Source organism: Anaerorhabdus sp., assembly GCF_036641015.1.
In the GTDB taxonomy this organism is placed as follows: Bacteria; Bacillota_I; Bacilli_A; order Erysipelotrichales; family Erysipelotrichaceae; genus Anaerorhabdus.
Genome location: NZ_JAVWFO010000044.1, coordinates 1 through 14,758, shown reverse-complemented (window position 1 = coordinate 14,758; position 14,758 = coordinate 1). Strand labels below are relative to the sequence as shown.

The 14,758-nt window shown below is 31.0% G+C and carries 14 protein-coding genes; 10 read left to right on the top strand and 4 right to left on the bottom strand.

Annotation, left to right across the window (positions count from 1 at the left end; translation table 11 throughout):
• On the bottom strand, positions 1-409 hold a 409-nt coding region (locus RR430_RS07110), incomplete at its 3' end, for a hypothetical protein (protein ID WP_332508832.1).
• A 230-nt stretch (positions 410-639) separates the two neighbouring features.
• On the opposite strand from RR430_RS07110, the gene RR430_RS07105 reads away from it, so the two are divergent.
• Positions 640-1,917 carry a sensor histidine kinase gene (locus RR430_RS07105; RefSeq protein ID WP_332508831.1) on the top strand — a complete coding sequence of 426 codons (1,278 nt, stop codon included), beginning with the start codon at positions 640-642 and terminating at the stop codon, positions 1,915-1,917.
• Between the two features lie 77 nt (positions 1,918-1,994).
• Here the strand turns inward: RR430_RS07105 and RR430_RS07100 are convergent, their stop codons facing one another.
• Positions 1,995-2,318 (bottom strand): cyclic-di-AMP receptor, encoded by a 324-nt coding sequence (locus tag RR430_RS07100; RefSeq protein ID WP_332488454.1) that lies wholly within the window; start codon positions 2,316-2,318, stop codon positions 1,995-1,997.
• Between the two features lie 124 nt (positions 2,319-2,442).
• On the opposite strand from RR430_RS07100, the gene RR430_RS07095 reads away from it, so the two are divergent.
• Positions 2,443-2,997, top strand: coding sequence for a sugar O-acetyltransferase (locus RR430_RS07095; RefSeq protein ID WP_332488456.1), 555 nt, complete (start codon positions 2,443-2,445; stop codon positions 2,995-2,997).
• 117 nt (positions 2,998-3,114) lie between these two features.
• Here RR430_RS07095 and RR430_RS07090 read toward each other — a convergent pair whose 3' ends face one another.
• Complete coding sequence (locus tag RR430_RS07090) at positions 3,115-4,284, bottom strand: SIS domain-containing protein (protein ID WP_332488458.1); 1,170 nt, start codon at positions 4,282-4,284, stop codon at positions 3,115-3,117.
• Positions 4,285-4,365: 81 nt separating this feature from the next.
• Positions 4,366-6,849 (bottom strand): sigma 54-interacting transcriptional regulator, encoded by a 2,484-nt coding sequence (locus RR430_RS07085; RefSeq protein WP_332488460.1) that lies wholly within the window; start codon positions 6,847-6,849, stop codon positions 4,366-4,368.
• Between the two features lie 285 nt (positions 6,850-7,134).
• On the opposite strand from RR430_RS07085, the gene RR430_RS07080 reads away from it, so the two are divergent.
• The 8 genes from RR430_RS07080 (at position 7,135) to RR430_RS07045 (ending at position 14,481) form a co-directional block, all read left to right on the top strand.
• Positions 7,135-7,542 carry a PTS sugar transporter subunit IIA gene (locus tag RR430_RS07080; RefSeq protein WP_332488461.1) on the top strand — a complete coding sequence of 136 codons (408 nt, stop codon included), beginning with the start codon at positions 7,135-7,137 and terminating at the stop codon, positions 7,540-7,542.
• Between the two features lie 55 nt (positions 7,543-7,597).
• Positions 7,598-8,065 carry a PTS system mannose/fructose/N-acetylgalactosamine-transporter subunit IIB gene (locus tag RR430_RS07075; RefSeq protein ID WP_332488462.1) on the top strand — a complete coding sequence of 156 codons (468 nt, stop codon included), beginning with the start codon at positions 7,598-7,600 and terminating at the stop codon, positions 8,063-8,065.
• Between the two features lie 16 nt (positions 8,066-8,081).
• The gene (locus RR430_RS07070; protein ID WP_332488463.1) at positions 8,082-8,834 is read left to right on the top strand and encodes a PTS mannose/fructose/sorbose/N-acetylgalactosamine transporter subunit IIC; all 753 of its coding nucleotides are present in this window, start codon (positions 8,082-8,084) and stop codon (positions 8,832-8,834) included.
• A gap of 1 nt (position 8,835) precedes the next feature.
• Entirely contained in the window at positions 8,836-9,657 is an 822-nt protein-coding gene (locus tag RR430_RS07065) for a PTS system mannose/fructose/sorbose family transporter subunit IID (protein ID WP_332488465.1), read from the top strand.
• An 8-nt stretch (positions 9,658-9,665) separates the two neighbouring features.
• Entirely contained in the window at positions 9,666-10,487 is an 822-nt protein-coding gene (locus RR430_RS07060; RefSeq protein WP_332488467.1) for a BtpA/SgcQ family protein, read from the top strand.
• A complete protein-coding gene (locus RR430_RS07055; protein ID WP_332488469.1) occupies positions 10,484-11,131 on the top strand; it encodes an HAD family hydrolase in 648 nt (215 codons plus the stop codon). Before RR430_RS07060 ends, RR430_RS07055 begins: the two co-directional genes overlap by 4 nt.
• Before the next feature lie 109 nt (positions 11,132-11,240).
• Entirely contained in the window at positions 11,241-11,633 is a 393-nt protein-coding gene (locus RR430_RS07050) for a (deoxy)nucleoside triphosphate pyrophosphohydrolase (protein WP_332488470.1), read from the top strand.
• Positions 11,626-14,481: a DEAD/DEAH box helicase gene (locus RR430_RS07045; RefSeq protein WP_332508830.1), complete on the top strand. Its 2,856-nt coding sequence runs from the start codon at positions 11,626-11,628 to the stop codon at positions 14,479-14,481. The genes RR430_RS07050 and RR430_RS07045 overlap by 8 nt, the downstream gene beginning before the upstream one ends.
• Positions 14,482-14,758: the final 277 nt, after the last annotated feature.

Below are 14,758 nucleotides of genomic sequence, written 5' to 3'. Positions count from 1 at the left end.
CTTTTTGTGTTTGTTCCAAACATTCTAAACAAATATGAGTACATGGTTTTTCATTAACACATGAATCATCATGCACATGTGTACATGGTGAACCTGGATTACCCGCTTGATAAGCGCAGTCTTCTGCATGATTTATATTTTCATCATTATCAGTATCAACACAGCTTTTATCGCATGGTATCTCTACTACTTCTTCAATGTATCCGCAATTTTCATCGTGTACATGTGAACATAACGAGTTATCTAAAGCATAACCACATCCATCTTCACCTTCTGTGTGATCTGTATGTTGGCTACATTCTTCTATTTTAACTGTGTCAGTTACATCTCCCTCTGCTTCTAAAGATGATGGCATTACACCAAACAACAAAGAAATGACAACTAATAATTTGAGTATTCTTTTTTTCATTTTATCTTCCCCCATATACTGAAAAGCACAGAAAAAGCACTTTCATTTGGGTTTATTTTAGCATTTCTTACATCAAAAACGGTTGAAATTACGTAAGATAACGCATTTTATGCGTGAAATATTTTTTGTAATATAAGTTTCATAACTTATATCGATTAAGCTTACTTTTACCTTTATTAACATGCGTTAGCATTATATAATAAAGGAAATTATATCGAAGGGAATATCATATGACATTATTTGATTTAGCAATATACTTATTAAAATTTATGATTCCTGCCCTTTTTTCTATTGCGTTTCGTGCATTTGGATTAGGTTATAAATCTAAACTAAGAGTAGTACTTGGCTTTTTAATTTTTATTTTATATATGGCAATTGTTCCAAGTTCCCTTATCAATATAATGGGCTATGGAGAATTTACGCATGTTTCTTCAGTCATCATGTTTATTGGTAGTCTTTCAATTTTAGTTTTTTCTACTGACTCTTTTGGAAAGACTATTTTTCTACAGCTTATCCAAAGTAGCGTAACCACTATTCTTTCTATTATTTTGAATATGATTCGTACTATATTGGGATTATCATATCCTATGTTACTTATCTTATTACTTATCTTTAGTGCTATTCTTTATTGGGTTGCTCTTCGATACTGGGCAAAGCCATTGCGATATATGGCAGATCTTATCCAAGGAAGTGTTACTCCTTATTTAGTACTTTCTATACTCATTTTTGTATCTGTGAATCTTATTCCTATATATCCGTTGCAAAACTTTGCTAATCATCCTTTCTTTTGTACATTTATGATGCTAGCAATTGAGTCATGTTTTCTTATTTATATTTATCTTCTTTATCACAATTTATATACGATTAGTTTTTTATCTCAAGGCGAATTAAAAAATGAATTACTTCAATCTGAAATTAATTCATATAAAATATTTTTGGATAATGCTTATCAAACTCGGCATGACATAAGACATCATGATACTGTATTACTAGCCAAGTTAGAAGAAGGAAATATCGAAGAAGCTAAAGCTTACTTACAATCCCATGTAGTTACCTTCAATGAAACATCACTAAAGAAATTTTGCAATAATTCTACAGTAAATATAGTTCTACGTATCTACGAAAATAGGTCACAAGAAAAAAATATTTCATTCTTTGCTTACGTAAATATTCCCTCCGATATTGGATTAAAAGACCCTGAAATCGGTAGTCTACTTGGTAATTTGCTAGAAAATGCTTTAAATGAATGTGTTAAGGAACCAGAAAAAAATCCTTATATCAAATTAACAATGGAGTTGGAAAAAAATCAGTTGTTGCTTGAAGTTCGCAATTCATTATTTACAAATTTAATTTTTAGAAATGGTATCCCTGTTTCTAACAAACCAAATGGCGGAATTGGTACAAGAAGTATTACATCTACTGTTAAAACATATAATGGAATGATTAGCTTTTCTCAAAATAACGATGAATTTATAGCACGAATTATTATTCCTATGAATAGGTATTAATATCAATTTATTTATTAAAAAAGCTGTTACGCTTTTGAATGATTATTTACATTCAATAATTACGTAACAGCTTTATTTTATAGTTTAACAAATTGTTCTACGTCAACAACGAAGATAGTAGCTCCACCCACTTGAACTTCAACTGGGAATGAAGCATAACGTCCAATGTCATATGATGCTGTTGATGGAACGATTTCAGTACGACGTTTACTTTCGTTACCAATAATCTCAATGGCTTTATCAACCTTGTCATTTTCAGTACCTACAATAATTGTTGTATTTCCAGCACGAAGGAATCCACCTGTCGTAGCTAAACGAGTTACTGAATAATTTTCTTTAGTTAATGCTGAAGATACGCTTGAGCTATCATCATTTGAAACAATCGCTAATATTAGTTTCATAGTTAACCTCCTATTAAGTTAATTTCATTTTATCATAGTTTTGTTCTAAAATGACTCTGTTTTTGTGAACAGATAATGAAAATTGTTGTTTATTACTATATAATGCTAGTTGTGAGGACATAATATGACTGAAAAAGAAAAAATGTTAGCTGGTCAACCCTATGATGCGGGTGGAGATTTAGCTATCGATAGAGATATTGCTAAGGATTTATGTTTCAAATTTAATCATACATTACCATCAAAGCGTGATGAACAGCTTAAAACCCTACAAGAACTATTTCGCACAACAGTAACAAGTTTAAATATAGAGGCTCCATTTCTATGTGATTATGGTTATAATATTCAACTTGGTGAAAATGTTTATATAAATCACAACTGTATTATATTAGATTGTAATAAGATTACTATCGGCAATAATGTATTTATTGCACCAAATGTTGGATTATATGCAGCCTATCACCCCATTGACTCTACACAACGTAACGCAATGATCGAACAATCTTTACCTATTACTATAGAAGATGATTGCTGGCTTGGTGGTAATGTGGTTGTTTTACCTGGTGTTACTATTGGCAAAGGTTCTGTAATTGGAGCAGGTAGTGTCGTAAATAAGGATATTCCCCCTAATTCATTAGCAGTAGGTAACCCTTGCAAAGTAATTAGACAAATAAACAAGTAAAAACCAGCTCATGCTGGTTTTATAATTTTTAGTAACCTTAAATACTCAACTCATTGTGATATGGCTTAAACTAGTCACAACTATGATTTATTTTATTCTTTCCCTAGTAATAGCATTTTAGTCTTTTTTATAAATTACTACTCGATTTGCTACCTTTGGTACTTGATTGTCAGTAGAAGGCCAATCTGCTTTAACTCCCATTTTCAGAGAAATATGAAAGATTAATGATTGCATAATAACTGCATATAACACAATACCTAACACTGGATTTTCTTCAATTACTTCATTCTTTGTTAATTGGAAATAGTACTTCACTTTATTTTTGCACTCTTCAGGAGTATGGAATCCAACACCTACTACTATTCCTTTTAAATTATCTGTAGCAACTTCATTCATCATATCAATGTCATAATTCGAAATAAAGTAATCAGGATATAAGTAATGCATGCATATTATTTTTGAATTCATAATTAATTTTGGACCATGACGATATTCAATAGACGAATTGAAATTACTTAAATACTTTCCACCTGTTAATTCAACTGCTTTTAAAGCTGATTCTGCAGCCAAGTATTCATATTCTAAACTGCCTACAGTAGTCATTGCAATTGTATCTAAAGATGCGATTTCTTTTATCATGTCCATTTTATTTTCAAAAATATCATTTGTCTCATTTTCCGCATATTTACAAAACTTAACATAATCTTCAATATTCGTTATATCAAATATAGCCAGTGTTTGAAGAATTAAACTAGTAAACTCTGCTGTTGCAGCAAAACTCTTACCTTTTGTGTTTAAAGGTAATGGAATAAATAATGTTTTTTCATTTGTATATTTTTTAACTAGAATTCCATTATCAACACACAACACAAAAACTTGATATAAATTTTTGCACATGCTTTGTGCAAGACGTACTGCCTCTACACTTTCTGGAGTACTTCCACTACTTCCAAAAGAAATCATTAAAATTGGTTTACCAATATTTAGATATACTTCAGGTTGAAGTATAAGTTTTGTAGAATAGATTGTTTCTACATCAAGTTTAAGTTTTTTCTTTAATGTGTTTTCAACAATACTCGCCGCAAGTGCTGAACTCCCAGCTCCCACTAAATATATTTTAGTATTCTTTAAATCCAATTGTTTAAAGAAATCTTCAATCTTATCTTTAGACTCTTTTACTGTATTAATTAATTCAGTCCATATTTTAGGTTGCCGTTCAATTTCCATTGCTGCATAGTAGCCACCTTTTTCATTCAATACATTCTCTTCTAATCCTAAATATTTCATTTTGTTTCTCCAATCATTTGTAAGTTAAGTTTAACTATTGTTTACTTTAAATTCAAGCGATACAAAATATCACTATTATATTTATTTTATTGATTGTAACCCTAAGAATATTTCTGTTACATATGCTAATTCAGTTGATGGTATTTTTAAACTAAAGGTATCACTAGCGTATTCCAAACTATGTTCTACATGATGCATTAATTGATAGTTTTTTAATGAAAAACTATTTAAATGTTGATAATCCCATGGTTCTTTACGAATAACTCTTTCAATCATATTTACGCAATGACATAAATACTTAACAGCTATTTCATCACTATATGGAATATCCAAACCTTCTAATGTTCTTGTAAGACATATCATTAAAACATCAACTGCTTTTTGTGTATCAATAAAATCCACAGTCTTCGCAATAATACGATCAGTTATATTTTGTATGAAATTATAACTATTAGGCCCTGTAGGATTATTAGCACTTTCAACATTTGTTTTCATGATAAGAGTATCAATGTCATTAATAGATTGCATACTCTTTTCAATTACTTGTAATAAATATGGTAAAGATACTCCTGATATAGTTTTAGATGGTATACCTGTTTTCTTTATAATGTATTCACTAACCGAAGTAAGAGGAGCCATGTCGCACATAACCAATACACCTGCCCCTTGATTTAATTCAGTTGCTTTTATACAAGCTAATTCTAAACAATCATTTAATTGCAGATTATTTTTAAAATCAATCCCATCTAAATAATATGTACCTTTAACAGATTCTCTAACAAAATCTACCATTTGACTGGCGATAGTTTCTCCATGACAGATAACAAGTAAAGCCACATTTGTTTCATTAACCCATTGATTTACAATAGCCAAGTACGAAGCTAAAAAATCAATTTCTTTACTGTCCATTGGTAGATTATATAATGAATTAAAACTCTGATATATTTCTTTAGCATCTAAATACTCTTGATGATATATAGCTTCCGTTACTGATACTCGATTACTATTTACATTCATAATTTGATTATCAAAACGTTTAATCAAATTAGTTATGTGTAATAAAATTCCATACAATAAATGAGTATTATTTAATAGTAATGAATATCTTTGCCTTTGTTGTAATGTTGAAACAACTATTTGAAATACCATAGGATGGATATTTCTCTTTAAGGCATGTAATTGTGTTTCTTCGCAGTTTTTTAAACAACTTATATTTTCACTAACATAATCTTCTAAATTATCTAAGCTTTCTATATCAACATCGAACTCATTTACAAATTGACTAATTCTTAAATCAGAGAATACTGATGGTGCATTTTTAAAATAGTTAGCACCATTTGATTTACCCATTTCATCAAATACTAAGTAATCATTTGGTATTGATGATAACATCGTTGTTATTTTTGGTTTTAGTTCTGAGTTATTTTCATTGAATGATAATAAGTCATGTGATAAATGTTGATAACTTACATATACTGTTTTGAATTGAGATGGAATTGTATCTAAGAAAGCCCTACTACATGCGATTTTAATTTCATTTCGCATTTGGGCGATATTATTCTCATATTTCATAAGCGCAAAACACGCAATGATATCCTTATGTACTTTAATTGGATATTGAATATCTTTTGCTTCTTGTGCTAATAAGTCCATGATAATTTCTATCTTCTCATATATGCCACGTTGATCAATATCTAATAGTTGTAGATTAATTGGTATTACTTCTGATATCTTTTTTATCTTACTACTATCTAGTGATTCATTTGTAGTAACAATAAACATTGTCTTTACTGGAAGTATCATCGATTCATGTATTCTTGAATATATACTTTGAGTAATTAGAGCACATAGTAAATCCATAGAAGAATCTGACAAGTACTCAATTTGATCTAAAACCAGTATTCCACCTTCCGCTTCTTCTAACATACCTTTTTGTAGCTTACTCTTCGTTGTTTTTCCTATACCCAAAAGAATAGATGCAAATGTTTTTGGATCATCTGCATAATTTCTGCAATAAATTGTTAAGAAGGGACTATCTATCGATTTAAATCCTTCATTTGCTGCATACTTGGCCATACTATTCGCTAATTGTGTTTTACCAACACCCGCATGCCCACTAATCAAGGTACTTAACCCATAGGGTGGATAAGCTACTGCTGATTTTGCTTTAATTATTAAATCACTTAAACTTCCTTGTGCTCCAATTAAAGTATTCAATGGATCATCTTCTGTTTCTTCTATTACAGTAGTAACTTCTTTACTCAAATAGAAACCTAGTGTCTCATCTTTACTAATGACTGATGGAACAAATGATTCTGGATAATGTTTCCTTATAATCTCATAATCAAAATAGTACACGGGTTTCCCTTGTACTTTTATTATTTTTCCATCCTTCCATAATACATTCATCTCTTTTGATACATTTGCTCGATCAAGTTTCAAATCCAATGCACAACTTAATGCTTCTGCACCAGAATCTTTAAACTGATTTCTTATTATTGCCTCTTCAGTAATCTTTTGGATGTACTGATAAACTCTAAAATTACGGTTTTTCTTGTCATTCATATCCCTTCCTCCTGAAAAGTGTGTTGATTTCATCCTAAATTGTGTTTAGTATCACTTAATTGGTAGCGCTACCAGGTGAATGTGTGTTATTTTTACCCGAATTATAACACGCATTTATTTTTAGTCACTATATTTTTGTATATCATTACAAAAAAACGCGTTTTTTCATGGTTTAAATTTTGATACACATCCTATGTGTGTTACTTTCTAACTGAATTTTGCACACATTTTTGCCGATGCTATAATTTGGCCAGTAGTAAAAGAATATAGAAATGGAGGCATTAGATGTGCAAGTTACTGTTGATAAGTCATGGCGATTTATCATCTGAAATGTTGAACACAGCAAAAATGATTTTTGGTGAAACTAAAAATGTATCAACATTGTCACTACCTTATGGTAAAGACTTGGACCTGTATGAAAAAGAGATAGAAGACAGTATATTATCCGCAAAAAGCGAAGGTATCTTAATTCTTACAGATTTATTTGGAGGTAGTCCATTTATGACTACCGCAAGAATTTATGGTCGTCTACAAGACCAAGTTCCTACTCAAATGGTTACAGGAATGAACTTGGGAATGGTTTTACAGGTTATGTCAATGATGAATACAACCACATTGGATGAGTTAGCAAAAATCGCATTAGAATCAGGTCTAGCTGGAATTGTTGATTTTAAAGACAAAGTAGATTTATAGAAACAACAAAAGGTGGATAGACTTTCAAAAAAACAAGACAAAAGGAGGAAAAAAAATGAGTATTAAAATGATACGTTTAGATGATCGTTTAATTCATGGGCAAATAGTTGCTGCATGGGCTAAGAATCTTCAAATTACACGTATTTGGATTGTTGATGATGGTGTCGCTAAAGATGAGTTCATCAAAGGTGTAATGAGAATGGTTGCTCCACCTGATACTGAGTTAGAGATCACAGGCACACAAGACATAGAAAGATTAGTTAAGGAATTTGATGAATCATCAAAGAATACATTAATCTTAGTTAAATTCCCATACGTTGCAAAACAAATTTTTGAAGCTAATTTAAAAATCAAGGATTTCAACGTTGGTGGTATGGGTGCTAATCCAGAAAGAAAGAAATTGTTTAAAAACATATCAGCAAGTGCAGCTGAAGTTAACACATTAAAAGAAATAAGGGATATGGGAGTTAGGGTTTACTTCCAAGTTACACCAAACGAAAAACAAACGCCGTTAAGTCTATAAAAGGAGGAAAAAATTTATGTTTATTCAGGCGCTTCTTATTGGAATTTGGGCAACACTAAATGGGGGAGTATTCTGCGAATATCTTGTATGGATCGTTCGTGGAGCACCATTACTTAGTGGAGCTATCACTGGATTGATTTTAGGGGATTGGAAAACTGGAGCATTGATTGGTGGTACTATTCAATTGCTTTACATGGGTCAAATCACTGTTGGTGGTATTTCTTCATACGATAAATGTTATGCAGGAATTATTGCTACAGCAGTTACAATCGTTTCAAATCAAACACCAGAAATCGGTATTACATTAGCAGTATCATTAGGAACAATTGGACTATTAGCATCAAATGCTACAATGACTGTTAACGTTATGTTTGTCCACATGGCTGACAAATATATCGAATCAGGAAAAACTAATATGTTGTGGGTATACAACTGGTTATTACCAAACTTATTCTGTGGATTAGTTTATGGTATTCCTGCATTCTTAGCAGTTTATTTTGGAGCAACTTATTTAGAAGGATTTATGAATTCATTACCATTATTTATAAACAAAGCTTTATCTACAGTGGGTATGGTTTTACCATCACTAGGTATTGCATTAATGCTTAAAACTGTTTATAAACCAAAGTTTATTCCATTTGCAATGTTCGGTTATTTAGCAGTAGCATATCTACACTTTGATATTATCGCTTGTACAATTCTAGGTGTTGCTTGCGCAGTATTATATTGGACATTAAATATTGAAAAACTTGCTGAGGGAGGAGAATAATATGACAACCATAGAAAAAACAAAGAAATTAACACGTATGGATTTATTGAAATGCTTCCTTATTTGGGAAGGCACTTCTGAATCTTGTTTATCTTATGAACGTTTAATGTCATTAGGATTCTGTCATGCAATGGTACCAGTTATTAATCGTTTATACGACACTAAAGAAGAACGTGTTGAAGCATTGCGTAGACACATGGTATTCTTTAACACTGAAAATAACTGGGGTGCATTTATTCCTGGTATCGTTTGTTCAATGGAAGAAGATAAAGCTAATGGCGGTAACGTTGATGGCGAAATGATTAATAATATTAAGATTGGTTTAATGGGTCCTTTAGCTGGTATCGGTGATACGATTACTCAAGGTTTAGTTAAAACAGTAGCATTAGCAATCGGGGTTGATATGGCTATAAATGGTAATCCATTTGGTCCAATCGCTTATGCATTAATATACGGTATCTATTTAATGACTATGGGTATCATTACATTTACTCAAGGTTATCGTTTAGGACAAAATGTATTAGGTAAGATTACTGATCAATCAATCATGAAGAAAATCACTAATAGTTTAAGTATCTTAGGTTTAACTATTGCTGGTGCAATGATTGTAAATAACGTAAATATCTTAACTCCACTTACTGTAACAGCAAGCGGATCAACAGTTGTAATTCAAGACTTATTAAATTCTATTATGCCAGGATTATTAAGTGTACTTACTGTTATCGGTGTATTTACATTCTTAAAGAAAAACGTAAACGTATTCAAAATTATGTCAGGCTTATTCGCTATATCAATTGTGTTTAGCTTACTTGGAATTTTATAGGAGATTATATGAGAAAAACTTGGTTAAGTGATGTATTTGGTACAGAAAAAGTTGCTGTGGGTGTTGTACACTTTCTAGCTCTACCTTCAGATCCACTATACGATGAAGTTGGTGGTATGGAGAAAGTTTATCAATCTGCATTAAATGATGTTCGTGCATTACAAAATGGAGGAATTGATGCATTATTATTCTCTAATGAATTTAGTTTCCCATATGAAAAAAACGTATCTAAAGAAGTTGTTGCAGCTATGGCTACATTAATCGGAAGACTATCTTCTGAATTAAAAGTACCTTATGGAGCTAATGTAATTAGCGATACTGAAGCATCAATCGCTTTAAATGCTGCTATTGGTGGATGTCTAATGCGTGGAACTTTCGCAGGATGTTTTAGTGGAAACATGGGATTGGTTAACCAAGAACCTGGTCAACATTTACGTCATAGACACGTACTTGGATTAGATAACAAACTAAAAATGATTCATTATATTACACCAGAATCTAGTTATGAAGTAGCAGGTCGTCCTGCAATGTCAATTGCGCGCTCAGCAAAATTTGCAAACTTACCTGATGGATTTGGTATTGTTGGTGAGCAAGCTGGTAAATCAATCGATATGGATTTAATGAAACAATGTCGTGCTGAAATGCCAGATATGGTATTATTCGCAACTACTGGTGTAAACATAAATACTATTGAACAAATATTTGAATATGCTGATGCGGCATTTATTGCAACACATTTTAAAGTTGATGGTATATTTGAAAATCCTGTTGATGAATCACGTGTACGCAACTTCATGGACAAATTAAAAGCATATCGTAGTTCATTATGATTGAAGCAATAATCTTTGACTGTGATGGTGTAATCATTGACAGCGAAGTTATATACTTAGAATCATTAGTAGATTATTTAAAAACACTAAGCATTGATTGTACCATTAAAGATGTTCAACTTGTTGTTGGTAAACCAATACTTGATATTGCCACAACACTACAAAAACAATTCAATTTATATGACTATACATTAGATGAGATTATTATTGGTCAGCGTAAAGTATTCCACGAGAGATTTTATAACTCGCCACTTTCACCAATGCAAGGTCTAGTTGAATTCTTAGACAGCTGTTCATCAAAAAATATCAAAATAGCTGTAGCATCCTCTTCCCAAGAAGGATACGTTGTCGATTTGTTGGAACGGTTTAACATCAAGAAATATTTTAATGTCATTGTTACTGGAGAACAAGTAACACATGGCAAACCAGCACCCGATATCTTCTTATTAGCTTCAAATAAACTAGGTATTAACAAGAAGAATACTGTAGTAATTGAAGATTCATATAACGGTATTAATGCTGGTATTAACGCAGAGATATTTACTATAGGGTTTAAAGGATCTAAGCTAGTCCAAGATACTTCAAACGCTAATATCGAAGCATACAATTTTAAAGAGGTTGAACAAATTATTTCAACACTATAAAACCAAAACTAATGTCATATAAAAGGCAGATATCATAAGATATCGGCCTTTTTCTATATCTTAATTATGTTTTTAGCTGGTATAATAAATAATATGAGGCGGTGACATAATGAAAGAAATACATGTAGTTGCAGCAATTATAGAAGAAGATAATAAAATTCTTATCGCAAAGCGTTCAAACGGTGAATTTAAAGGAATGTGGGAATTTCCCGGTGGTAAAGTGGAATCTGGCGAAACAAATCAACAAGCTTTAATCAGAGAAATTAGAGAAGAGTTGTCATTGGATATCAATGTATTAGATTTACTTATACACGTCGATCATCAATACCCTTCATTTTTACTTCACATGGATTGTTACTTATGTTCTACAACATCAAACGAAATAACTTTGCACGATCATACTGAAACAAAATGGATTAACTCCTTTGATGCTATTAACATCGAGTGGGTTCCAGCAGATATTACTGTAATTAATGAATATAGGAGATTAAAACATGATTAGCAATTTACACGATTCTATTTATGGAAACGAAGAAAATTTAGTACCTAAGCTAATATATAATAATTACAATCAAAAAGTAAAAGTACTTCGCGAGATTACTCAATGCTTATCGATTTGCGATACATTTTCTTTTTCTATAGCTTTCATAAGTGACTCTGGTTTATCATCTTTACGACAAACCTTATTAGACCTTGAGTCAAAGAATATAAAAGGACGCATTATAACTTCAACATACTTAAACTTCAATTCACCAAAAATGTTTGAACAATTATTAGAATTTAAAAATATAGATGTCAGAGTTAATATGAATGAAGGGTTTCATCCAAAAGGATACATTTTCGAAAAAAACGATGAATTTCGAGTGTTAATAGGAAGCTCTAATTTAACACAAAATGCTTTATCCGTTAATCAAGAGTGGAATATTGCTTTAACTTCTTTAATTAATGATTCACTAATCAAACAAATAAACAGCGAATTTCAAGAACAATGGAATAATTCTATACCACTGACAGAAGATTGGATCAGTTCTTATAAAACAGTATATTCTAAACCTATTATAAATAGTAACAATTCATTCGTATCAAATAAAATTATACCTAATATAATGCAATCTCAAGCGTTGGAATCATTAAATATTCTTCGTCTCAATAAAAAAGATAGAGCTCTCCTTATTTCCGCAACAGGTACTGGAAAAACATATTTAGCTGCATTCGATGTAAAGGCCGCAAATCCTACAAGAGCATTGTTTGTAGTTCATAGAGAAAATATAGCTAAGGCGGCAATGAAAAGTTTTAAAAAAATAATTGGTGGTGATAGTTTTGGACTATTCACCGGTTCAAATAGACAAACAGATGAACGTTTTGTATTTGCTACCATTCAATCAATCGGAAAGCAAGAGCATCTCGAAAAATTTGGGTGTTATGATTTTGATTATATTGTTGTGGATGAAGTACACCATGCAGGCGCACAGTTATATCAAAACTTATTTAAATACTTTAAGCCAATATTTTTCTTAGGAATGTCAGCAACCCCTGAAAGAAATGATGATTTTGATATTTATGAACTTTTTGATCATAATATAGCCTACGAAATCCGATTGCAACAAGCAATGGAATATAATCTATTATGCCCGTTTCACTATTTTGGTATCTCTGATTTAGTCGTTAATGGTAATTCAATAGATGATAAATCTCAGTTTAATAATTTGATATCAAAAGATAGGATTGATCATATAATTAAAGCTATCAATACTTACAAATATTCTGGTGATAAAGTACACGGATTAATTTTTGTCAGCAGAAAAGAAGAAGCGAAGTTTTTATCAAATGAATTTAATCAACGCGGATATCGTACAATAGCTCTTACTGGAGAAGATTCTGATTCAACTCGAAGAGAGTATATGGATCGTCTCGAAATGGAAGAATGTCCAAGCGCAATTGATTATATTTTTACCGTTGATATATTTAACGAAGGAATCGACGTTCCTAGAATTAACCAAGTTGTTATGCTTCGCCCTACACAATCAGCAATTATTTTCGTTCAGCAATTAGGAAGAGGTCTGCGTAAAGATGATACTAAAGAATACGTTGTTGTAATTGATATTATTGGTAATTATCAAAACAACTTTATGATTCCAATTGCACTTAGTGGAGATATGACCTATAACAAAGATTCACTTAGACAATTCATAAGTGAAAAATCATTGATGCTTCCAGGGCCATCAACAATAAGTTTTGATGAGATTACCAAAAAAAGAATTTATCAATCAATAGACTCTGCTAAATTCAATACATTAAAACTGATAACCGAATCTTACAAGCAACTTAAACTTATGTTAGGACGTATACCATCACTTTTAGATTTTGACAAATACAATTCAATAGACCCTTTAATTATATTTAATAACAAAAGTTCTGGTTCTTATTACACCTTTTTAAAAAAATACGATCGTGATTTTACTATTAGACTGAATGAAGTCGAAGAAAGATATTTGGAATTTGTTTCAAAGAAACTTGCCTCTGGAAAAAGAATTCAAGAACTTGAATTTTTATCTATACTGCTTGAAAAAGAGCACGATTTACTATTTAACCTCAAAAATAATCTTATTAATAAATACGAAATTAACTTAAGTGAAAATTGCAAAACAACTTTGGTAAACGAATTCACTCAAAATTTTGAAACTGGAGTAGCAAAAAACACATACGCTGATTTACCTCTACTAGAAGAAAGAAACACCGATTATATTATTCATCCACAATTTTCTACTGCTTTACAAAATAAAGAGTTTAAATTACTACTCGCTGAAACAGTAGAGTTTGGAATTCATCGTTTTTTAAATAACTACAACATTCGTTATCTTGATTATGATTTAGTACTGTATCAAAAGTATACCTATGCCGATGTATGTCAATTACTCAATTGGACTAACAATGTTGTCGCTCAAAATATAAGTGGATATATGTATGATCGTAAATCTAAAACATTTCCTATTTTCATAAATTACGATAAAAGTGGAGTTCACGATTCTATAAATTACGAAGATGAATTTATTAATCCTTATCATATTAAAGCAATCACGAAGGCTGGGCGTACAATCGATTCTAAAGACGTAAAAGAAATATATGCAGCCAAAAATAACAACGTAAGCATTCATTTGTTTGTTAGAAAAAATAAGGATGATGAAACATCAAAAGAATTCTATTACCTTGGTGTTATGACTCCATTGGAAAATCCTGAAGAATTTATTATGAAAAACACTAACAAAAAAGCAGTGCGAATAACTTATCAATTAGATACACCTGTCAGAGAAGATATTTATAATTATATTACTGATGACAGTTTGATTTAGTCTAAAAAAAGAAATCACTTTATTAATTTGTGATTTCTTTTTTAATGTTTAGTGATTCGAGTATTGCAACTTCCAACACTCTAGAAAAATTTATTCCTTCAGCTCACGCACCCTGGCAAATTCGAAAAATAAATGCCATAACCTTTTTCTGATTCCTCAATTATTGCTAAATAAATTATACCCCTAATTTAGACGTATAAAAAGAGATGGTTTCCCATCTCCTATACATTAAATCTAAAGTGTAATATATCTCCATCTTTTACAATGTATTCTTTAC

Bases quoted from the DNA above. Each gene is read 5' to 3' on its own strand.
- RR430_RS07105 (WP_332508831.1), top strand. From the start codon at position 640: ATGACATTATTTGATTTAGCAATATACTTATTAAAATTTATGATTCCT.
- RR430_RS07100 (WP_332488454.1), bottom strand. From the start codon at position 2,318: ATGAAACTAATATTAGCGATTGTTTCAAATGATGATAGCTCAAGCGTA.
- RR430_RS07095 (WP_332488456.1), top strand. From the start codon at position 2,443: ATGACTGAAAAAGAAAAAATGTTAGCTGGTCAACCCTATGATGCGGGT.
- RR430_RS07090 (WP_332488458.1), bottom strand. From the start codon at position 4,284: ATGAAATATTTAGGATTAGAAGAGAATGTATTGAATGAAAAAGGTGGC.
- RR430_RS07085 (WP_332488460.1), bottom strand. From the start codon at position 6,849: ATGAATGACAAGAAAAACCGTAATTTTAGAGTTTATCAGTACATCCAA.
- RR430_RS07080 (WP_332488461.1), top strand. From the start codon at position 7,135: ATGTGCAAGTTACTGTTGATAAGTCATGGCGATTTATCATCTGAAATG.
- RR430_RS07075 (WP_332488462.1), top strand. From the start codon at position 7,598: ATGAGTATTAAAATGATACGTTTAGATGATCGTTTAATTCATGGGCAA.
- RR430_RS07070 (WP_332488463.1), top strand. From the start codon at position 8,082: ATGTTTATTCAGGCGCTTCTTATTGGAATTTGGGCAACACTAAATGGG.
- RR430_RS07065 (WP_332488465.1), top strand. From the start codon at position 8,836: ATGACAACCATAGAAAAAACAAAGAAATTAACACGTATGGATTTATTG.
- RR430_RS07060 (WP_332488467.1), top strand. From the start codon at position 9,666: ATGAGAAAAACTTGGTTAAGTGATGTATTTGGTACAGAAAAAGTTGCT.
- RR430_RS07055 (WP_332488469.1), top strand. From the start codon at position 10,484: ATGATTGAAGCAATAATCTTTGACTGTGATGGTGTAATCATTGACAGC.
- RR430_RS07050 (WP_332488470.1), top strand. From the start codon at position 11,241: ATGAAAGAAATACATGTAGTTGCAGCAATTATAGAAGAAGATAATAAA.
- RR430_RS07045 (WP_332508830.1), top strand. From the start codon at position 11,626: ATGATTAGCAATTTACACGATTCTATTTATGGAAACGAAGAAAATTTA.